Origin of the sequence: Qipengyuania vesicularis, from assembly GCF_019711415.1 — a bacterium.
Classification (GTDB): domain Bacteria; phylum Pseudomonadota; class Alphaproteobacteria; order Sphingomonadales; family Sphingomonadaceae; genus Qipengyuania; species Qipengyuania vesicularis.
The window spans coordinates 486,117-507,188 of sequence record NZ_JAIGNJ010000001.1; the positions used below are offsets into that span (position 1 = coordinate 486,117).

The following is a 21,072-nucleotide window of genomic DNA, read 5'->3' on the forward strand; positions in this document are numbered from 1 at the left end:
TTCACATTGCGAGGTCGAATGATGCGCTCGTTTGTGCCCACCGATAAATCGGCAGATGGTCGTAAGACCTTGGTCTGACAGCGCGGGTGTGGGCAGGAGTGCTATCCGAGTCGGCAGACAAGGGAGACTTTCCATGCTCGATGCCGTCCAACGCCTGGGCACCGCCAGCGAAACCCACTGCACCTCGGAACAGTATGATGCGCTTTACCGCCGGTCGGTCGAAGACAGCGACGGATTCTGGCTCGAACAGGCAAAGCGGCTAGACTGGATCGAGCAGCCGACCGTGGCGGGCGAATGGTCATACGACCCGGTCGAGATCAGCTGGTTCGCCGATGGCAAGCTCAACCTGTGCCACAATGCCGTTGACCGGCACCTGGAAAGCCGGGCCAATGAAACCGCACTGATCTTCGAGCCCGACGATCCGAAAAGCGCGGGCCGGTCACTCACCTATCGCCAGCTCCATGACGAAGTCGTCGCAATGGCCAATGCGCTCAAGGCGATAGGCGTAAAGAAGGGCGATCGGGTTACCATCTACATGCCGATGATCGTCGAAGGCGTGCTCGCGATGCTGGCTTGTGCACGGCTCGGAGCGATCCATTCAGTGGTCTTCGGCGGCTTCTCTCCCGAAGCCCTTGCCGGGCGGATCGAGGGCTGTGGCAGCCGCTTCGTGGTCACTGCCGACGAAGGCCTGCGCGGGGGCAAGCGCGTCCCGCTTAAGTCCAATGTCGATGCCGCGCTCGCCGAACCGGATCACGACACGCCGGTCGACGGCATGCTGGTAGTTCGCCACACAGGCGCGGAGATCGCGATGACGGCCGGCCGCGACCATTGGTATCACGATGTAGCCAGCGATGCTGACTGTCCCTGCGAGCCGATGGATGCGGAAGATCCGCTATTCATCCTCTATACCTCGGGCTCGACGGGTAAACCCAAGGGGGTGGTGCACACCACCGGCGGCTATGGCGTGTGGACTGCGACCACCTTCCACTACGTGTTCGATTACCAGAAGGGCGAAGTCTTCTGGTGCAGCGCGGACATAGGCTGGATCACCGGGCACAGCTACATCGCCTATGGCCCGCTGCTGAACGGTGCAACGCAGATGATTTTCGAGGGCATTCCGAGTTTTCCGGACCACAGCCGCTTCTGGGAAGTCGTCGAGAAACACAAGGTCAACATCCTCTACACCGCGCCGACCGCGATCCGCGCGTTGATGCGCGAGGGCGATGCCTATGTGACGGCGCACGACCGGTCCTCGCTCCGCCTGCTCGGCACAGTGGGCGAGCCGATCAATCCGGAAGCATGGCGCTGGTATTTTGACGTCGTTGGCGAGAAGCGTTGCCCCATCGTCGACACCTGGTGGCAGACCGAAACCGGCGGCACGATGATCACCACATTGCCTTCGGCCCACGACATGAAGCCGGGAAGTGCCGGCAGGCCCTTCTTCGGCATCCAGCCGCAGCTGGTCGACAACGATGGTGCCGTGCTCGACGGAGCGACCGAAGGCAACCTCTGTATCACCCACAGCTGGCCGGGGCAGGCGCGCACGGTCCACGGCGATCACGAGCGCTTCGAGCAGACCTATTTCAGCACCTACCCGGGCAAATACTTCACGGGTGATGGCTGCAAGCGCGACGAGGACGGCTATTACTGGATTACGGGCCGGGTCGACGACGTGATCAATGTCTCGGGTCACCGCATGGGTACCGCCGAGGTCGAGAGTGCGCTCGTCAGCCACGCCAAGGTCGCCGAGGCGGCGGTGGTCGGCTACCCGCACGACATCAAGGGGCAGGGCATTTATTGCTACGTCACCCTCAACGCGGGCGAGGAAGGCTCGGACGAGCTCTACGCCCAACTGCGCGGCCACGTGCGCAAGGAAATCGGTCCGATTGCCTCGCCTGACCATATCCAGTTCACCGATGGCCTGCCCAAGACGCGTTCGGGCAAGATCATGCGCCGGATCCTGCGCAAGATTGCCGAGAATGACTACGGCTCGCTTGGCGATACATCCACGCTGGCCGATCCGAGCCTGGTTGATCGCCTGATCGAAGGAAGGCAGAACCGTTAGTCGAGATGGCAAGCCGCATCATCATCGCCGACGACCACCCGCTGTTCCGCACGGCGTTGAGCCACGCGGTGGCCAAGGTCTGGCCCGAAGCCGAGATCGTCGAGGCGTCGAGCGCTGGCGAGGCGAGGCGGGAAGTCGAACAGGGCGCGGAGGCGTTGCTGCTCGACCTTCACATGGAGGATTCGAATGGGCTGAGTGCGCTCATGGATTTCCGGCAGGACTTTCCCGCGCTTCCCGTCGCCATCGTCTCGGCGAGCGAAGAAGTGCGCGTCTATGATGCGGCGAGTCAGTTGGGCGCGGCGGCCTTTATACCCAAATCGGCCAGCCTCGAGCTGATGCGCGAGGCGCTATCTTGCGTGCGCGAAGGCGACAGCTGGTTTCCCGAAAGCGGGGGCGAAACCGACGATGACCTTGCCCGCATTGCCAGCCTGACCCCGGCCCAGCGCCGCATTCTTGGCCAGTTGAACGAAGGACTGCTCAACAAGCAGATCGCCTACGAGCTCGACATCAGCGAGGCTACGGTGAAGGCCCATATCACCGCCATCTTCCGCAAGCTCGGGGTGGTAAACCGCACGCAGGCAGTGCTGCTCGCGGGCAAGCTCGATGTCTCTCAGGACGTGGCGGAGTCGGCCTCCGATTGATCGCGAGACGAGCCGCGCGCAACGCAATCCGAAATAAGCGCCCGTAACGCGGCGGGCGAAGACGGTTTCAACAGGCGGTTCGCACACATGCGCCCTGCCGCAGCTTTTGTCTCCTCGCCCGCTTCCGCTGTCAGCAGGATCGCAGGTGGGCGTGTGCCCCAGGCATTGCAAAGGGCCTCGTAGACAGTGTCACCGCGCTCATCTTCGTCCAGGCGGAAATCCATGATTACGACGTCGGGTGGGGCAGGGGCACTGGCCAAGGCCTCCTGTTTGCTTGCCGCGCATGTTACTTCGAGCCCCCATTTCCCGAGCAGAGCGGTGGTCGCCGCAAGCGCGGACGGATCGTTGTCGACCACGAGAATGCGGGCACCGGACAGCGTCGAGGCTCGGCGACGTCGGCGCTCGGGCTCGGCACGAGCTCCCCAGCGAAGCACCGGCAATCGAACAGAGAAACTGCTCCCACGCCCGAGAACGGAACGCGTGACGACCTCTATTCCCAGCAATGCGGTGATGCGGCGCACAATGGCAAGGCCGAGGCCAAGCCCCTCGCGATCGGCTGTCCTGCCACGCTGAAACTCGTCAAACAGGCGTTCGACATCTTCTTCGGGAATCCCCGGTCCGGTGTCGAACACGCACAGTTCGATATCGTCTCCCGCCCGGCGCACACCGAGCAAAACACCACCACTTTCGGTATAGCGGATCGCGTTGCTCATGAGATTGCGCACTACGCTGGCAAGCAGCGCCCTGTCGGTCCGGATCCACGCACTCGTGTGAACACGGCGCATGGAAAGGCCCTTGTTTTCTGCCTGCACGGTGAACTCGCGCATGATCTCATCGAAAATATCGTCCAGCGCTACCGGCTCCGGCTTCGGCTCGATCCCGCCCCCGTCGAGCTTGGAGATATCGAGCAGCGCACGGATAAGGCGGTCGGCCGAGGTGATCGAACCATCGAGGTCACGAACCAGCACTTCCAGCCGGTCTTTTCCGCGCACCTCCTCGCCCAGCGCCGAGGCGAATAGCCGCGCCGCGTTGAGCGGCTGGATGAGATCGTGACTGGCCGCAGCAAGAAAGCGGGTCTTGGACCGCGTCGCTGCCTCGAGCTTGGTATTCGCCTCGCTTAGCTGCCGGGTACGTTCGGCAACCTTGTGTTCGAGCGCCTGCTCGGCGCGGCGATCGGCTGTCACGTCGCTGTAGCTTGTTACATAGCCGCCACCGGGCGCGGGATTGCCGATGATACGCATGATGCGTCCGTCGTGCTGTTCGCGCTCCATGCGATGCTGGCGGCCGGCGCGCATGTGCTCGAGCCGTCGAGCGACCTGTTCCTCGATTTCCTCTTCGGGCGTGCCGCCTTGTTCGAGGTTGAAGCGGATGAGATCGGCGATTGGTGTACCGACGCTGGCCAGTTCGTCGGGCAGCGTGAACATCTCCTGGTAGCGGCTGTTCCAAGCCACGAGGTTCATGTCCGCATCGACCAATGCCACGCCTTGGTCGATGTTTTCGATGGCGAGTTGCAGGAGGTCGCCGCTGAAACTGAGGCGGCGGTTGGTCTCGTCAAACATGGCGACGACCTGCTCGAGCGGGACAGGATCGCCCTGCGACCAGCTCGACACGAGCATCCTCGCCGATGAGGTTCCCACCACCCCGGCAATTGTCCGTTCGGCCATGGCCACGATGTGCGGATCGGCCGGATCGCTATCTTTTCGGCCGGTCCCCAGGGCTTCCGTTGCCCGCTTCTGGCCGACGAATTGCGCGAGGAGCAGGCGGATATCCGCTACGCGTTTCGCAGTGACGAATGCCGGCCGCGACCCCGGCGGAGCCGTGCCTACAAACGCTGCAGCCTGCGCTGCATCGACCAAGGTTTCACGGCCGAAGGCGGAACCGGCCCAATAGGCAGCGGTATTCGCGCCAAGGCTCAGCAGCACGCCCGAAACCAGGTGATCGGGATGGATCAGGAACAGCGGGGCCTGTCCGGTTGCCGGCGGCACGATCAGCAGCACCAGCCAGCATGCAAAGCCGGCAACAAGGCCGCAGATCATTCCGGTCTTGTTGCCGCGTCTTGTGATCATGCCGAGCACGAGGCCGGGCGCGAATTGCGCCATGGCCGCAAAGGCAAGAGTTCCGAGCCCGGCAAGGTTGGCCGTGGCACCGAAGCCGAGGTAGAAGAGATAGGCGAGAAACAGCAGCGCGGCGATGACCAGTCGCCGGACCATCAGTAGCCGGGCTGCGAGGCGCGTTCGGTCGCCTCCTCCCAGCAATTCTCGCCGGAAAGCGAGTGGCGAGACGAGATCGTTGGTGATCATCGTCGACAGGGCCACGCTGGCGACAACGATCATTCCGGTCGAGGCAGCAAATCCGCCAATGAAGACCAGAAGCGCCAACGCCGCGTTTCCGCTCTCCAGCGGCAGCGCCATCACAATCATGTCCGCTGGTGTCGAAGCTGGCAGCACGGCCACGCCGGCCAGCACGATCGGGACGATGACGAGCGAAGTGATGGCAAGATAGGCAGGGAACAGCCATTGCATGGTCCCGCTGGCGCGGTCGGTTTGCGCTTCGACGAAGCTCATGTGGAACTGGCGCGGCAGGCATAGCGCAGCGCAGGCTGCGATGACCGTCAGGACGGCGAAGCGCGCATCGAACTGGCTGGCCGAGAATGGCGATATCGAGGGAGCGACGACTTCGGGGCGGTCTGCCACGATGGCGAGCGCAAAGGCTGCAACGGCCAGCAGCGCGAGCAGTTTGACGACCGATTCGACTGCTATCGTGAGTACGAGCCCGGCATTGTCGCCCGCGCGGTCGCCGCGGCGCGAGCCGAACAGGATTGCGAACAGCGCCATGCTCCCCGCCACAAGCAGCACCAGTTCGTCCGCCGTGACATTCGCCTGAAGATCCGGGTCGATTGCCAGCAGCGATGCGCCGACCGATTGCAATTGCAGCGCCATGTAGGGAAGCGATCCGATCGTGGCGATGATCGTGACGAGTGCAGCGACTATCGCGCTCTTGCCGTACCGGGCGGAAAGGAAGTCGGCGATCGAGGTGGAATGCTGCGCCTTGGCTTGTGCCAGGATGCGTCGCACCAGGCCAAAACCGAGCGTGAAAACGAGCACCGGGCCGAGATAGATGGGCAGGTAGTGCCAGCCCGAACTCGCCGCCGAGCCCACGCCGCCGAAGAAGGTCCAGCTGGTGCAATAGACGGCAAGGCTGAGGCCATAGATCCAATCTCGCCTGCGCGCAGGGACAGCCTGTCCCGCGCCTGCCAGCCTGTCCTGCCGGGCGGCGATCCAGAACAGCAATGCCAGGTAAAGCGTCGCTGCAGCTACCGCCGCTCCGAACAGCATGGCCTACTCCCTCCTTTGCGCAGACTATCGCAACGCGCGTCTCATGCAAGAAAAGGGCGGCACCTCTCGGCACCGCCCCTTCCTGCGATAGCCCGTTGGGCCCTTAGTGAGCGTGGGCCTCTCCGGCGCCACGCGGCACGCGGATCGAATCCACCAGCTTGCGGATTTCGACCGGCGGGCTTGCCGTCATCTTCGACACCGCGATGGCGACGATGAAGTTCAGCAGCATGCCGACCACGCCGATCCCTTCGGGCGAGACGCCGAAGAGCCAGTTCTCCGCTACATTCGCAGCCGGGTTCGCCAGCTTGAAGTAGAAGATGTAGCCGAAGGTGAAGGCAAGGCCCGTCACCATCCCCGCAATCGCCCCTTCCTTGTTCATCCGCTTGGAGAAGATGCCCATGAAGATGGCAGGGAACAGGCTGGCTGCGGCAAGTCCGAAGGCGAAGGCCACTACTTGCGCCACCCACCCCGGGGGATAGATGCCGAGGTAGCCGGCCACCACGATCGCTGCCGTTGCCGCCACGCGTGCCGCCAGCAATTCTCCCTTCTCCGAGATATTCGGCTTGAAGGTCGACTTGAGCAGGTCGTGGCTGACCGAGCTGGAGATCACCAGCAACAGGCCTGCCGCGGTGGACAGTGCTGCCGCAAGGCCGCCCGCTGCCACCAGCGCGATCACCCACCCCGGCAGATTGCCGATCTCAGGGTTGGCGAGGACCATGATGTCGCGATCGACATAAACCTCGTTCTCGCTGTCGGCGACCGGGGTATTGGTCACCACGCGCTCGCCCGAGGGCCCGGCTTCTGCGGCAAACTCCGGCGCACCTTCGAAGGCATCGCCGCTGCGCACCTGCATCACTCCGTCGCCGTTCTTGTCCTGGAAGGCGATGAGGTCATTGCGCTCCCAGTTCTTGAACCAACCGGGTGCTTCGGAATAGCTCGTCTCATTCACCGTATCGATGAAGTTGAGGCGGGCAAAAGCACCCACTGCCGGAGCCGTCGTGTAGAGCAGGGCGATGAAAACCAGCGCCCAGCCGGCGGACTTACGTGCATCCGAGGCCTTGGGAACGGTGAAGAAGCGCACGATCACATGCGGCAGTCCTGCCGTGCCGACCATCAGGGCCAGCGTGATGCAGAACACATCGATCATACTCTTCGACCCGTCGGTGTATTGCCCGAAGCCCAGGTCGGACAGGACGAGGTTGAGCTTTTGTAGGACGTATAGCCCTGACCCGTCATTCACCTGCGATCCAAGGCCGATCTGCGGGATCGGGTTGCCCGTGATCATGAAGCTCAGGAAGAATGCCGGGACCATGTAGGCGAAGATCAGCACGCAATATTGTGCGACCTGCGTATAGGTGATGCCCTTCATCCCGCCGAGCACGGCATAGACGAAGACGATGCCCATTCCGATGATCACGCCCCAGAAGATCGGCACGTCGAGGAAGCGCGAGAACACGATCCCCACGCCGCGCATCTGGCCCGCGATATAGGTGAAGCTGATGAAGATCAGGCAGATCACCGCCACCACACGCGCAGTCTTGGAATAGTATCGCGTACCGATGAAATCGGGCACGGTGAACTGGCCGAACTTGCGCAGATACGGCGCCAGCAGCAGTGCCAGCAACACATAGCCGCCGGTCCAGCCCATCAGGTAGACCGACGCGTCGTAGCCGAGGAAGGCGATGAGGCCCGCCATCGAGATAAAGCTCGCCGCACTCATCCAGTCGGCGGCGGTTGCCATGCCGTTCACGACCGGGTTCACCCCGCCGCCGGCAACGTAGAATTCCTTCGTCGAACCAGCCCGCGACCAGATCGCGATACCGATATAAAGCGCGAAGCTGAGGCCGACGAAGATGTAGATCAGGGTCTGTGTGTCCATGGTCGCCTCCTCAGTCGTCGAGGTCGTACTTGCGCTCGAGCTTCTTCATCCGGACGACGTAGAAGACGATGAGTGCAATGAAGATGTAGATCGAGCCCTGCTGGGCGAACCAGAAGCCGAGCGGGTATCCGCCGAGCATGAACTGGTCGAGGAAGTCGCGGAACAGGATTCCGGCCCCGAAGGAGCAGGCGAACCAGATCGCCATGAGTGAGACCAGCAACCGGATATTGTCGCGCCAGTAGGCGCCCTCCGCTGCGCTGGTTTCGTGGGTTTCGTTCTCGTCGGACATGACCTCCCCTTCCTCTCGTTTTTGCAAAGCCCCCAGGGATTCGGGAGCTTTGCCCGGAAGGCTATGCCGTGCAGCCCGTCACGACGAGCGAGACATAAGTCTAATGAGTGTTGTCAGAGCCTCTCGAGCGAGCCGAGCCGGGTCGCCGCCGGCATGCGCGACAATTGCGCGAGCAGCAGCTCCGCCGCCGCGAGGGCGTCGGACAGAGCATCATGCTGGCCATAGTCCGGCAGGCCGTAGCGCTTGCGGGTCGCAGCGAGGCGGTATGGTCCATTTCCGACCAGGTTGGGATTGAGCTTGCGCTCCAGTGCGAGGGTGCAGATCGACCGGACCGGGATGGCGTGGCCATAGCGTGCTCGCGTGACACGGGAGATCACTTCGCGTTCGACCGATGCGCCATGTGCAACCATGATCCGGCCGGCGAGCGCACCGACCAGATCGTCTACGACGCCGCCAATTCCTTCCCCCGCGCGTGCCCGTTGCTCGCCTATCCCGTGGATCGCGACCGCATCATCGTCGAGCGTGCGCCTGCTCCTTACATCGAAGGATTGCGCAGCCCTGAGATCGATGCCTCGCGCGTCGAACGGCAGCCACCCTGCCTGCAGCAGATGGGCATCTTTCGACAGACCATCGAGCTCGAAATCGAGCGCGAGCAGCGAAACATCGGCCATCGCCATGTCGCCTGCGGGCCAATCTGCCGCGGCATAGCGCGTCAGCCGCTCATCGCCCTGCGCGGCACAGGCCCTCAGCGCGCGTGCGAAACGCCAGGAGCGAAAAGCCTCACGCAATGCCGCCCGCCAAGTTACGCTTAAGCGAGTCGAGCCCGCCGCGGATCACGGAGAATGCATCCTTGAGATAGTCTCGCTCGAGAGGCGAAAGCGAAGAAGGGGCGATGATATTGTCGGGCTGCTTTCCGGCTCGCAGTTGTGCTGCCTGATGGGCAATCCGCAGCTCGTTGACGAGCAGGAAGGCATCCTTGAGGCTTTCGGCATCGCCCCTCGCCATGCGGCCAGCTTCCGCCAGCGCATCGAGCCGGTCGAGTGTGCCGACCGCCGCGAGCCCCTCCGACAGCGTAAAACTGCGCGCAATATCGATCACCGGCAGGATAGCCTGCGCCTTCGCATCGAAGCCCTTTGTGCCATCCTCCGACTTCTCAAGCACGAGATTGCGAAAGATCCCGAGCGGAATGCGGCTGCGCTGTGCATCGCGCGCGAGGTAGCTGAGGAAGAGCCGGTTGCCCGCCACTTTTTCAAGGACGTGATCGCGCACGCGGCTCTCGAGCTCCAGATTTCCATGCACGGCGCGCATGTCGAAGAAGATCGTCGCGCGCAGGATCTTGTCTTCGTCCGGATTGTCGATCCAGTCCTCGTACCGCGATTGCCATTCGCTCACCGTGAGACGCTGATCGGCGTTCTTCGCCATGATCCCGCCCTTGCAGTAGACGAAGCCTGCCTCGTCCAGCATGTCCGAGATGCGCGTCCCGAGTGTTTCGAAATAGGTCCTGCCAGCCTCGTCCACGCGGTCGTCGATAACGAGGCCGTTGTCCTGATCGGACCCCACGAGCTGTTCGCCCCTCGCGAGCGACCCAAACACCAGCAGCGCGTAGGGCACGGGCGGCGGGCCCAGTTCCACCTCTGCCAGCTCGGCTGCCCGTCGATGCACGGCCTCGCCAAGCGCGGAGGTGAAGCGCATCGTGTGCTCGGCGTGGAAACCGCCAGCCTCCATGCGCGTGAAGCCATCGGGAATGCCTTGGGCCGCCGAAACCAGCGCCTCGGGACTCGCGGCGCGTGCTACAAGCATTCCCGTGTCGATCGCGCTGTCTCCGAGATGCGCAAGAATGTCGGTCGCGCTCAGAATGGCGCGCAATTCGCCGTGCTGGCCGAGCACCGGAATGTGGCGAAATCCACCCGCGGCCATCATCGCCATGGCTTCGGAGATGTTCGCGCTTTCGGGCAGGGTGACCGGTGACGGTGTCATCACTGTGCTGACGGGTTCGTCGAAGCCGATCGCCCTTGCGACGACGCGATTGCGCAGGTCCTTGTCGGTGAAGATGCCGATCAGTTTGTCGTCTGCGCATATGGCGAGGGTGCTCACATCGCTTTCGCTCATCAGGCGGGCCGCATCCGACACTTTTGTATCCGGACTGCAGGACACGGGCTGACGATGGGTGAGGAGCGCGCCGATGCTGCTCTGTTCAAGTGTGTTCGAGCGCTTCAGCTTGAGTTCGCGCACCGCGCTTCGAATGCGTTCGCTCTCGCTTTCCGCAAAGAACTCCCGGAACTGCGCCGAGTTCTGTCGCAACTCGTGAAAAATCTGCCCAGGGAGGAGATAGGCCAGCGTATCTTCGAGGGCGATGGTCGTGTTGCGGATTTCGCCACCTCGCAAGAGCGATGGAGAAGCGAAACAGCTGCCTGTAGCGAGGCGCGCGGTCAGCTCCGCTCCGGCGAGACGCAGTTCGACTGCCCCGGAGCGCACGATGAACAGGTGATCGTTTTGCTCACCGCTCGCGAGGATGACTTCTCCCGCGCGGTAATACCGGACCGTGATACGGCGTGTGATGGATGCACGCATGTCAGGGGACAGGCTGTCGAACGGGGCCGTATCCCCGAGGAACGATTGGATTTCGCCCAGCTCACTGACCATGCAGACGGATTAGCACGAATGGCGCCATTTCGCGCATCGACCTTAGTAGTACGGGCATCCCGGCACATTGATTTGGTGAATTCCTGCTGCGCAGTTACCTTCGTGGACAGCTGGATTGGGGGGAATGCGATGACTGGGCGCTTTCTTGTGTTTTTTGCGAGCCTTGCGCTCGCTGGATGCTCCGGCAAGGATTCGCCGGCAGAAGAAGCGACGGAGAATGTCCTGCCGCTCGAAGTGGTGGGGATGACATTTTCCGGTCCGGACACGGTCAAATCGGGATGGACGACCGTGCGCATCACCAATGATGGCGGGATGACCCATTTCGGCCTCGTCTACAAACTGCCCGATGGCGTCGATGCGGAGATGGTGGACGAAGAGGTCGTGCGCCGCTTCCAGGCCAGTCTTACCGCCCGCCTCGCAGGCGATGACGCGGAGGCCGACCGCCTGCTTGCGGGTGTGCCCGAATGGGTGGGCGGGCTGACCTGGCTGGGTGGCCCGGGCATGATTGCCAATGGCGTTGTCGGCGAAGCGACCATGTATCTCGAACCCGGCAATTACATCGTCGAATGCTACGTCAAGACCAATGGCGTGCAGCACAATTTCAACCCCGAGCCGGGCGAGTTCGGCATGGTGCATCCGTTCACCGTAGTGGCGGAGGAAGGCGGCATGGCCGAGCCGGAGGCGAACGTCACGCTCGAGCTTCGCAACGACGGATACCGTATCGCGGATGGGCAGTTCCAGCCCGGCGCGAACAGCGTCAGGGCGCGCTTCGTGGAGCAGAGCCTCTACAACGGCTTCGTCGGGCATGACGCGCATGTCTTTCGCATCGATGACGACACTGATGTCGATGCCGCTGCAAAATGGGTCGATTTCTTCCCGATCGATGGGCAGCAGACCCCGGCCCCGGCAAAGTTCGTGGGCGGGATCCATGACATGCCCCAGGGTTCAACCGGCTATTTCACGCTCCAGCTCGAACCGGGGCGCTATGGCATTGCGGCAGAGATACCCGACACGCAGGCAAGCGGGCATTTCACGACGTTCGAAATCGGCGAGGACTAGGGCGGGAGGATATTTCGACCGGATGTCAGCGGTTCAGGCGATTGGCGATCAGCCCGCGGCCGATGACATGCGCCTGGATTTCGCCCGCACCTTCGAAGATGTTGAGGATGCGTGCGTCGCATAGCACGCGGCTGATCTCGTATTCGAGAGCGTAGCCGTTGCCGCCATGGATCTGCAGGGCGTTGTCGGCATTGGCCCAGGCCACGCGGGCAGCGAGGAGCTTCGCCATGCCCGCCTCGATATCGCAGCGTTCGCCGCGATCCTTGTGACGCGCGGCCGAATAGGTGAGCTCGCGCGCCATCAGCAATTCGCACACCATCATCACGAGCTTGTCGGCCACACGCGGAAAAGCGATCAGAGGCTTGGCGAACTGCTTGCGATCGAGCGCGTAGGCGACGCCGAGATCGAAGGCGTTCCAGCCGACACCGATCGCGCGGGCGGCGGTCTGGATGCGCGCACCCTCGAATGTCTGCATCAACTGTTTGAATCCCTGGCCCTCGTTCCCGCCGAGCAGTCCGCTTTCAGCGACGGCGAAGCCATCGAAGCCGAGCGCATATTCTTTCATGCCGCGATAGCCGAGCACCTCGATCTCGCTGCCGTCGATGCCGGGATCGGGGAAGGGCGCGTCTTCGCTGCCGCGGGTCTTCTCGGCGAGCATCATCGACAGCCCGCCATAGCCAGAGACCGCCGGATCGGTGCGGCACAGCACCGTCATCAGATCGGCACGCGCGGCATGGGTGATCCATGTCTTCGCCCCGGTGATATGCCAGGTTCCGTCCTCCTGCCGGTCGGCGCGCGTGCGGACCGATGCGAGGTCGGAACCGGTATCGGGTTCGGTAAAGACGGCGGTAGGGAGGATCGAGCCGTCAGCGATGCGGGGGAGGAAGTACGCCTTCTGCGCTTCGGTGCCGTTCTTTCCGATCAGCTCACCGGCAATCTCCGAGCGGGTGCCGAGCGACCCGGCGCAAATCCACCCGCGCGACAATTCTTCGGACACGAGGCACATCGCCATCTTGCCGAGGCCAAGCCCGCCGTACTCCTCCGCAATGCAGATACCGAAGACGCCGAGGTCGGCCATCTCCTCGACTACTGCGAGCGGAATGAGCGCATCGGCGAGGTGCCATTTGTGCGTATGCGGCGCGATGCGATCGGAGGCGAAGGCGCGGAACTGCTCACGGATCATGTCGAGTGTTTCGTCACCCGAGCCCTCGAAAGGCCGCTCGCCATCGGCCAGGCGCCGGGCAAGGGCAGCGCGATTGGTTGTCGAGCTCGCAAAAGCGATGAGCTGGCTGACTGCTTCTCCATCGGCGAAAGCGCGCGCTTCTGGTTCAAGGGCAAAGGCAGATGGGCGGATCACCTCGTTCTGGCTCATCGCCACGCCACTGGCGATCTGTGAGCAATATTCGCCGAATCCGATCCCGAGGGCTAGCGCTTCGATTTCGCCGAGATTTCCCTCGTCATCCATGCGCTGCGCCCATTTGGCGCTAGCATCCAGTGCAGCCTGGAGGGTTGCGATCCATGCGAAGCCGTGGAGGAGATGCTGCTCGCGTTCGGCGACAGCAGCATCCAGCTTTCCGTCCGGGGCGACAACGGCGGCGAGTTTCGCATGAACGCGATCGGTGTAGTCGGCGGCAGCATCGGCTGCTGCGCGGGTAAGGGCGGGCAAATCCTTCACTGGAATTCCGCCCGCGCGGACATCGCGATCACACCGTCGCAGCGAATGGCCTCATAGGCGCCGTCATCCTGCTTCGAGAGATAGATCGGCTGGCCCAGGAAAAGCGGTGCCATCGCCCGGAACGAAAATCGCGCCAAAGAACCATCGCGCATGGCCAGTCCGGCCAGCTTGGCGGCGGTAAAGGGTCCGTGGACGATCAGCGCGGGATAGCCCTCGACTTCGGTCGTATAGGGCAGGTCGTAATGGATTCGGTGGCCGTTGAAGGTGGCGGCGGAGAAGCGGAAGAGGTTCACCTCATCCGGGTGCCATTTCTCACCTCCGGGATGCGGCGACGATGGCACCGGCATGGGCACTGGGTCGCCCTCGTCGCGGTACACATAGGTTTGCACCTCGCGTACGCAGAGCGAACCGCCTTGTTCAAGCCGTTTCTCGACCTTCGCAAAGACCAGATCGCCCGAACGGCCAGCCTTGTGCGTCACTTCGGCAACCCGGCTGGTCTGCCGCGCGGGCAAGCCGGGTTGCAGAGCGCCGGAAAACTCGATCTCCGAGGCTGCAAACATCCGCCGTGGAAGGCTGACATCGGGTAGGAAATCGCCGCGGCGCGGGTGTCCATCCGGCCCGATCACGGAGTCGAGTGGGCAGGGCAGGAAGAACGCCCAATGGGGGAGGGGCACACCATCGGTCTCGTTCGGCAAGCCGACCGCCCGTGCGAAGCGGCGCAGGGCAAGCGGATCGAGGGTCTCTTCCTCGACCAGTTCCCTCCCGACTGCGGACTGCCAGTCGGCGATCTGCGCTTCGCTGATGCCCGGCATGGCTCAGGCCCCTTTGAATTCGGCCTTCCGCTTCTGGAGGAAGGCCAGCGCACCTTCGACCGCATCCTGCGTGTTGCCGGCCTGTCGCTGGGTCTTCGCCTCTGCTGCCAAGGTAGCGGTGAAGTCCTTCTCAAGCCCTTCGCGCAGCGTCTGCTTCATCAGGCCGAGCGCAACTGTGGGTCCATTGGCAAGCCGCTCGACCAAGGCCCTGGCCTCGGCTTCGAGCGCGTCGTCCTCGACGCATTTGTAGATCAGGCCGATGCGTTCTGCTTCCTCGCCATGGATCTTCTCGCCCAGCATCATCATGCGGGTTGCCTGTGCGCTGCCGACGAGGCGCGGCAGCATCCAGCTCGATCCACCATCCGGGACGAGACCGATATTGACGAAGGCCTGGAGGAAATAGCCGCTCTTGCCCGCGATCACGAAGTCTGCGGCCAATGCCATCGAGCAGCCGACGCCTGCAGCCGGTCCCTGGACCATCGAAACCACCGGCACGGGAAGCGTCGCCAGCGCCTGCACCATCGGATTGTAATGCTGGCTGAGCGAGGCGAATGCGCGGTCGCCACCGCTGATCGACATCTCGGCATTCCCGGCGAGATCGGCGCCGGAACAGAAGGCACGCCCTTCGCCCTTGATGAGCACGGCGCGCGCATCGCCGATATCGCGCACGGCGGTGAATATCTCGTCGGCCATCGCTGGCGGGCAGGCGTTCAGCCGCTCAGGCCGGTCGAGCGTTATGGTGAGAACATTGCCCTCGCGCTCGGTCCGGATCATTTCGAAGTCGCTCATCGCCTGCTCCCAGTCATCTCTTGTGTTGGGGATGCTTTGGGCAAACGGGTCTGGAATTGCAACCTAGCTTTGCGTCAGGCGGCCTGCCCGTAAGCCATCGTCTTGGTCGATTTGTCAGACAGGCGATGTCCCAGCACGAATGCGTGCGGCGTGGTGGTCGCGTAGCGCCAGAATAGATGCCGCGGGTTCACGATCATCCGGTGCAGCCATTCGAGGCTGTTGTCCTGCATCCACTGCGGTGCGCGAGGATAGTCGCCGGTGATGAAATTGAAGCAGCCGCCGCAGGTGATCGTCCAGACCGCGTCGAGGCGGTCCTTGTATTCGACGCAGAACTTCTGTTCGAGCGGCTTGCCAAGACCCACCCAAAGGAAATCGGGCTTCTTCTCCGAAATATCGGCAAGGATTTCGTCTTCGCGGCCCTTGAAGAAGCCGTGGTTGCGCCCGACGATATTCAGCTTCGGATACATCTTGCGCAGTATGCGCGTGCATTCCGAATTGATCTCTTCCGGCGCGCCGAGGAGATAGAAAGTCCGCCCGCTTTCCTCGCACGCCTTGGCGAAATCGTGGATCATGTCGGTGGTCGGAGTGCGCTCGGGAATAGGTTCGGCACAGTAACGCTTCGACATCTCGACAATGAACTGACCGTCGGCATGGATGACGTCGGCATGATCAAGAGCGGCGCGAAATTCCGGGTCCGTGCGCGCCATTGATACGCCCTGGCCGTTCGAATCGAAGATCAGTCTTGTGCGTACGCGGCCATGCGCATCGGCATAGTCGGCATCGGCATGGGCGGCATCGACGAAGTCCTGACGACTGGCAGCCGCGACCCATTGGTCGGCCACTCGTACGTGCCGGATCGGTGTCCAAACTTGGTCGGTCATCTGACCCTTCGACAATCCCTGCTCTGCTGGCGATCGGTCAGCCGTCCGCCATCTGCCAAAGCCCCATGCCCGCTTCATCGCGGACGATCAATCCCGCTGTCCCCACAGGCTCTCGAATCCCGTCGGTCAGGAAAGTGATGGTATTATCGTCTGTTGCAGGGACATGGGCAAGGGTGCGATTTCCGCTAGCCGTCCGGGCTACGATGACGCCGGATTTCACCGAACCGTCGCGCTCATAGTGGACTACATAGGTCTCGATCATGGCCTCTCCGGTGTAGTCCTCCTCGATATCGGGAATGGGGCCACGCCTTGCGTCGGCTTCCAACTGAAAGTCGAAATCCTGCGGGAAAACCGCGCCCGTGGGAGCGCCCGACAGCAGGATCGTGTGGCTGTAGGTCGCGTAACCGCCATTGGCGAACAGCAGGCCCTTGTCGCTGGTCCCGCGCAGGCGCAGCACCATTTCAGCCACCGCATGGCTCATGTAATTCCCGATGGGGCCGCCGCCGAAGGTCAGCCCGCCGAACACCGTCGCCGGCCTGTCGAGCGGCCAGCCGAGTACGCGCCGCGCCATCTTGGGGACGCAAGGGAAGCAGGAATAAAGCTCGACATGCGCCAAATCGTCGACCGTGACTTCATTCAGCCGCATCGTCTCCTCGATCGAGACGGCAAGGCTGAAGGATTCGTAGTAATGATCGCGGGCGAGGAAATCGCCATCCTTGCGCGCCGCAGCACCATAGCCAACGAAAGCCAGGCGATCCTCCGGCACTCCCCGCGCGCGTGCCTCGGCAAGGCTGGTCACAAGAAACCCCGCACCCTGGTTTACCGCTGCATTTGCGACCTGGAGCTTGGTATAGGGAAAGGCGATCATCCTGTTATTGGATGAGGGAGTGATTACCTCTTCGGCGCTGACGGGTTTGCGAATCCATGCGCTTTCGTTCTCGGCGGCAACCTCGCTCATCAGCGCCCAGATTGCACCGCTCTCCGCCTGGGCTTCAGCAAGGGTCTGCCCATAGGCGGCGCGGCCTGCGTTCTCATAGAGCGGATAGACATCGGTCGGGATCACCAGGCCGTAACGCTGGGCATAACCTTCGGTCTGGCGGTGCTTGGCATCCCTCAATGCATTGGGTTTGCTGCCATCCTTGCGAGGCTTCAATGCGGCGAGTTGCCCAGCGGTGCGCAACGCCTCTGCGCCGACGACTGCGCAGACCCTTGCCTCGCCTCGCGCAATGCGATTGGCGGCCTCATGCAGCAGGAGGACTGGGCTGTCACCGCTCGGGATGGCGGTTTGCTCACGGTGTGCGTGATCGATCCCAAGCATCTCGGCCAGCGTCCCGTCGACAGGGTTCAAATGCGGCCAGCCGAGCTGTGACACGACTGCCAGCGAATCGCGTGATGCCAACCAGTCGCCACCGGCATCCTCGTCTGCGCGCCGCAGCGCTTCTGCCATGAGCCCGATCGGATCTAGGCCGTCTGCCGGATCGTCGGGGCGATCGTTGATCTGGCCTACGCCGATGATGACGGGAACTGCGTGCGGATCCGTTTCGCTCATGCGCAAGGGCTTAGCGAGACAGGAGAATTTGGCAAATGCGGGAAAGTGGCTGGGGTGGCAGGGATCGAACCTGCGAATGTCGGTACCAAAAACCGATGCCTTACCACTTGGCTACACCCCAGCAGGCGGGCGCTCCTATAGCGTGCTTGGCGGCAATGTGAAGGGGTAGCGGCCAGCAATCGGATGGGCGATAGCAGGCACATGACCGATGTTGCCGCCGCCCGCTCGATTCTCGAAACGCTTGTCGGTTTCGACACCACCTCTTCGCGCAGCAATATCGATCTGATCGACTGGGTCGAAGCCTATCTGGCGCAGCATGGCGTGGCCGCGACGCGCGTACTCGGAGAAGGCGGGAAGAAGGCCAATCTCTTCGCTACGGTCGGGCCGATGGTAGAGGGCGGGGTGATCCTTTCGGGGCACAGCGATGTCGTGCCGGTGGAGGGGCAGGACTGGTCGAGCGATCCCTGGACGGTGCGCGAGGCAGACGGGAAGCTCTTTGGGCGCGGCACCTGCGACATGAAGGGCTTCATCGCGCTGGCGCTCGCCTATGTCCCGCGTTTCCTTGGCGGGTCGAAGCCGGTGCACCTCGCGATCAGCTATGACGAGGAGGTCGGTTGCAAGGGTGCGCCCGCGATGATCGAGCGGATGGCTGCTACCATTCCGGCGCCTCGTCTCGCGGTTGTTGGTGAGCCGAGCAGCATGAAAATTATCACCGGCCACAAGGGTAGCGCGACCTTCGAGGTCTCGGTGCGGGGCCACGAAGCCCATAGTTCTCTCGTCAATCATGGGATTTCTGCCAACATGGTGGCGGTCCGGCTAATGAGCGAACTGCTCGAGATTGCGCGTGGACTGGAAGAGACTGCTGACCCCTACAACGGTTTCGACCCGCCGCAGGCCACGCTGACGATCGGCAAGATGGCAGGCGGCACGGCGAACAACATTCTTGCAGGTCACGCGTCCTTCCTGTTCGACTTACGCTGCCCTCCGGCGATCGATCCGGAAGCGGTCATCGCTCCCTTCCGCGATAGCTGCGCGGCAATGGACAGCGAGATGAAGGCGCGCTTTCCTGATGCCAGCGTGAGCTTCGAACAGCGATCGTCGATCCCGCCCATGGTGGCACATGGGAGCGAGGATGCGGTGGCTTTCGTGCGCACGCTGACCGGCGAAAATGCACCGCCCTCGCAGGTCGCTTATGCGGCGGAGGGCGGGCAATTCCAGCAAGCCGGTTTCCCGACCGTGATATGCGGTCCGGGCTCGATCGAGCAGGCGCACCAGCCCGACGAGTGGATCGCGATCTCGCAGTTCGAGGAAGGCGCCCGCTTCATGGAGCGCCTCGCCGAAGCTCTCGCTTAAAGCTTCTTGCCCTCGAAATCGGCCGCGGAGTGCCGTTCGAGAAGCTGCGTATCCTCATCGCCCCAAGCCTTGTTGACGATGCGCCCGCGCTTCACCGCCGGACGCTCGCCGATCTGCTTGGCCCAGCGGCCGACGTTCTCGTACTCGTCGATCGAGAGGAACTTGCGCGCCTCGTTATAGATTGTGCCTTCGACGAACGGCGCCATCCACGGCCAGGCGGCGATATCGGCGACGGAGTAATCCTTGCCACCGAGGAATTCGCTGTCCGCCAGCCGCTTGTCGGCCACATCGAACAGGCGCTTGGTTTCCATCGCATAGCGGTTGATCGGATATTCGTATTTCTCCGGCGCATAGGCGTAGAAATGGCCGAAGCCGCCGCCGATGAATGGTGCGCTGCCGATCTGCCAGAACAGCCAACTCAGCACTTCGGCGCGGGTGTGGTCGGTCGGCAGGAAGGCTCCGAACTTTTCTGCCAGGTGCAGCAGGATCGCGCCGCTTTCGAAAATGCGCACGGGCGTGTCGCCGCTGCGATCGAGTAGCGCGGGAATCTTGCTGTTGGGGTTCAAACCGACAAAGCCGCTGGTGAACTGCACGCCATCGCCGATGTTGATGGTGTAGGCGTCGTACTCCGCGCCCGAGTGGCCGGCCTCGAGCAGTTCCTCCAACATCACCGTCGCCTTCACGCCATTGGGCGTGGCGAGCGAATAGAGCTGGAAGTCATGCTCGCCGCTGGGGAGCTCCTTTTCCTCGCGCGCGCCGGCGGTGGGGCGGTTGATGCTGGCGAACCTGCCGCCGTTCTCGGCGTCGTTGGTCCAGACTTCGGGCGGAGTGTAGGTAGGATCGGCCAAATGAGTTCTCCTCTTCGGATGGGGTGGCTATTACGCCCAACCGTTCGTCGCAAGATGGGGAACGGATACAGCGATCCCACGGTTCTTCGCTTCGTCATGACGAAGCTCATCTATGTCGACGATCAACTGCCCGGCATCACCCGCAAGGGTGCGGGCAAGGGGTGGGCCTATTACGATCCGCAAGGAGAGCTAATCACCGACCGCGCGGAGAAGACGCGCCTCAACGCCATCGCGCTGCCGCCTGCCTATGTCGATGCCTGGTTCTGCCCGGCGCCCAATGGTCACATCCTTGCCACCGGGATCGACGCCAAGGGACGCAAGCAATATCGCTACCACCCCGATTTCCGCAGCCAGCGAGAAAGCGAGAAGTTCGACAACTGCCTCGCATTCGGAAACCTGCTGCCACTCGTGCGCAAGAAGGTCGAAGAGGATTTGAATGGGCGCAAGCTCACGCGCCAGCGCGCGGTTGCAAGCGTGGTGCGGCTGCTCGACCTCGGAGCCGTCCGCGTCGGGAACGAGGGTTATGCGGAGCGCAACAAGAGCTTCGGCGCGACAACCTTGCGCCGCCGCCATGCCGAGGTCACGGGCAAGACGCTCAAGCTGCGTTACAAGGGCAAGTCCGGCATCCGCCGCGAGGTAACGCTGACCGATGGCAGCCTCGCGCGGATCGTGCGCAACATGCAAGACCTGCCCGGCCAGAACGTCTTCAAATATGTCGACGACGATGGCGAAGTACAGGCAGTCGGATCGTCCGATGTGAACGAGTATCTCGAAGCCTGCATGGGTGAACGCTTCACGGCGAAGAATTTCCGCACCTGGCATGCCAGCGTGATGGGCTTCGAATGCTTGCGTACGGGCGAAGGGCGCTTGCCGATGAAGGACGTTCTCGAATGCGTGGCAAAGCAGCTCGGCAATACGCCAGCCGTGACGCGCAAGAGCTATATCCATCCTGCGGTCATTGATCTGGTCGAGCGACAGGAGGATTGGCGCGAGGGCCTGCAACTGCCGCGTGCCACGCGCTGGCTGACGCGCGAAGAGCGCGGGCTGATCGATCTCCTGCAGGAAAGTCCCAGCGCCGCAGAATTGCTCGCCGCCTGAGCAGGTCTTGCAGTAATTATCTTTTCGAGATAATTGCTCTTGCATGCATAAGGCAGGACAGAAACTCAAGGCATGGCGCCTCTCGCGTAATCCGCCCCTATCGGCAGAGGAATTCGCCGGGCGCTATGGCTTCAAGACGCAGACCGTATTCGGCTG

16 protein-coding genes and 1 tRNA gene are annotated in these 21,072 nt (G+C 62.7%); 5 read left to right on the top strand and 12 right to left on the bottom strand.

Annotated features, from left to right (window positions below; genetic code table 11):
- The first annotated feature begins 133 nt into the window (after positions 1 to 133).
- Together acs and K3146_RS02465 are read left to right on the top strand one after the other, a co-directional pair.
- The gene (gene acs, locus K3146_RS02460; RefSeq protein WP_221544608.1) at positions 134 to 2,065 is read left to right on the top strand and encodes an acetate--CoA ligase; all 1,932 of its coding nucleotides are present in this window, start codon (positions 134 to 136) and stop codon (positions 2,063 to 2,065) included.
- Between the two features lie 5 nt (positions 2,066 to 2,070).
- Positions 2,071 to 2,706, top strand: coding sequence for a response regulator transcription factor (locus K3146_RS02465; protein WP_221544609.1), 636 nt, complete (start codon positions 2,071 to 2,073; stop codon positions 2,704 to 2,706).
- On the opposite strand, the gene K3146_RS02470 is transcribed toward K3146_RS02465, so the two are convergent.
- The 5 genes from K3146_RS02470 to K3146_RS02490 form a co-directional block, all read right to left on the bottom strand.
- Positions 2,676 to 6,041 (bottom strand): hybrid sensor histidine kinase/response regulator, encoded by a 3,366-nt coding sequence (locus K3146_RS02470; protein WP_221544610.1) that lies wholly within the window; start codon positions 6,039 to 6,041, stop codon positions 2,676 to 2,678. The genes K3146_RS02465 and K3146_RS02470 overlap by 31 nt on opposite strands.
- A gap of 103 nt (positions 6,042 to 6,144) precedes the next feature.
- Positions 6,145 to 7,920, bottom strand: coding sequence for a sodium:solute symporter family protein (locus tag K3146_RS02475; RefSeq protein WP_221544611.1), 1,776 nt, complete (start codon positions 7,918 to 7,920; stop codon positions 6,145 to 6,147).
- Between the two features lie 10 nt (positions 7,921 to 7,930).
- Complete coding sequence (locus K3146_RS02480; protein ID WP_221544612.1) at positions 7,931 to 8,209, bottom strand: DUF4212 domain-containing protein; 279 nt, start codon at positions 8,207 to 8,209, stop codon at positions 7,931 to 7,933.
- 113 nt (positions 8,210 to 8,322) lie between these two features.
- On the bottom strand, positions 8,323 to 8,997 hold the full coding sequence (locus K3146_RS02485) for an exonuclease domain-containing protein (RefSeq protein ID WP_221544613.1): 675 nt from the start codon (positions 8,995 to 8,997) through the stop codon (positions 8,323 to 8,325).
- Positions 8,990 to 10,780, bottom strand: coding sequence for a DUF294 nucleotidyltransferase-like domain-containing protein (locus tag K3146_RS02490; RefSeq protein WP_221544614.1), 1,791 nt, complete (start codon positions 10,778 to 10,780; stop codon positions 8,990 to 8,992). Before K3146_RS02490 ends, K3146_RS02485 begins: the two co-directional genes overlap by 8 nt.
- Positions 10,781 to 10,981: 201 nt before the next feature.
- Here K3146_RS02490 and K3146_RS02495 point away from each other — a divergent pair, with 201 nt between their 5' ends.
- Positions 10,982 to 11,911: a hypothetical protein gene (locus tag K3146_RS02495; protein WP_221544615.1), complete on the top strand. Its 930-nt coding sequence runs from the start codon at positions 10,982 to 10,984 to the stop codon at positions 11,909 to 11,911.
- 25 nt (positions 11,912 to 11,936) lie between these two features.
- Here K3146_RS02495 and K3146_RS02500 read toward each other — a convergent pair whose 3' ends face one another.
- From K3146_RS02500 to K3146_RS02525, 6 genes are all read right to left on the bottom strand, one after another.
- Positions 11,937 to 13,586, bottom strand: coding sequence for an acyl-CoA dehydrogenase family protein (locus tag K3146_RS02500; protein WP_221544616.1), 1,650 nt, complete (start codon positions 13,584 to 13,586; stop codon positions 11,937 to 11,939).
- The gene (locus tag K3146_RS02505) at positions 13,583 to 14,398 is read right to left on the bottom strand and encodes an HTD2 family dehydratase (RefSeq protein ID WP_221544617.1); all 816 of its coding nucleotides are present in this window, start codon (positions 14,396 to 14,398) and stop codon (positions 13,583 to 13,585) included. The genes K3146_RS02500 and K3146_RS02505 overlap by 4 nt, the downstream gene beginning before the upstream one ends.
- A gap of 3 nt (positions 14,399 to 14,401) precedes the next feature.
- Complete coding sequence (locus tag K3146_RS02510) at positions 14,402 to 15,187, bottom strand: enoyl-CoA hydratase-related protein (protein WP_221544618.1); 786 nt, start codon at positions 15,185 to 15,187, stop codon at positions 14,402 to 14,404.
- A 74-nt stretch (positions 15,188 to 15,261) separates the two neighbouring features.
- The gene (locus tag K3146_RS02515) at positions 15,262 to 16,068 is read right to left on the bottom strand and encodes a WecB/TagA/CpsF family glycosyltransferase (RefSeq protein WP_221544619.1); all 807 of its coding nucleotides are present in this window, start codon (positions 16,066 to 16,068) and stop codon (positions 15,262 to 15,264) included.
- 37 nt (positions 16,069 to 16,105) lie between these two features.
- Entirely contained in the window at positions 16,106 to 17,617 is a 1,512-nt protein-coding gene (locus K3146_RS02520; protein WP_221544620.1) for an acetyl-CoA acetyltransferase, read from the bottom strand.
- A gap of 46 nt (positions 17,618 to 17,663) precedes the next feature.
- Positions 17,664 to 17,738, bottom strand: a tRNA-Gln gene (locus tag K3146_RS02525).
- A gap of 80 nt (positions 17,739 to 17,818) precedes the next feature.
- Here K3146_RS02525 and argE point away from each other — a divergent pair.
- On the top strand, positions 17,819 to 18,970 hold the full coding sequence (argE, locus tag K3146_RS02530; protein WP_221544621.1) for an acetylornithine deacetylase: 1,152 nt from the start codon (positions 17,819 to 17,821) through the stop codon (positions 18,968 to 18,970).
- Here argE and yghU read toward each other — a convergent pair.
- On the bottom strand, positions 18,967 to 19,818 hold the full coding sequence (gene yghU / locus K3146_RS02535) for a glutathione-dependent disulfide-bond oxidoreductase (protein ID WP_221544622.1): 852 nt from the start codon (positions 19,816 to 19,818) through the stop codon (positions 18,967 to 18,969). The two genes, argE and yghU, sit on opposite strands and share 4 nt — an antisense overlap.
- Before the next feature lie 96 nt (positions 19,819 to 19,914).
- Between yghU and K3146_RS02540 the strand changes: the two genes are divergently transcribed.
- Positions 19,915 to 20,916, top strand: a complete 1,002-nt coding sequence (locus tag K3146_RS02540) for a DNA topoisomerase IB (RefSeq protein ID WP_247710988.1) — start codon at positions 19,915 to 19,917, stop codon at positions 20,914 to 20,916.
- The last annotated feature ends 156 nt before the right edge of the window (positions 20,917 to 21,072 follow it).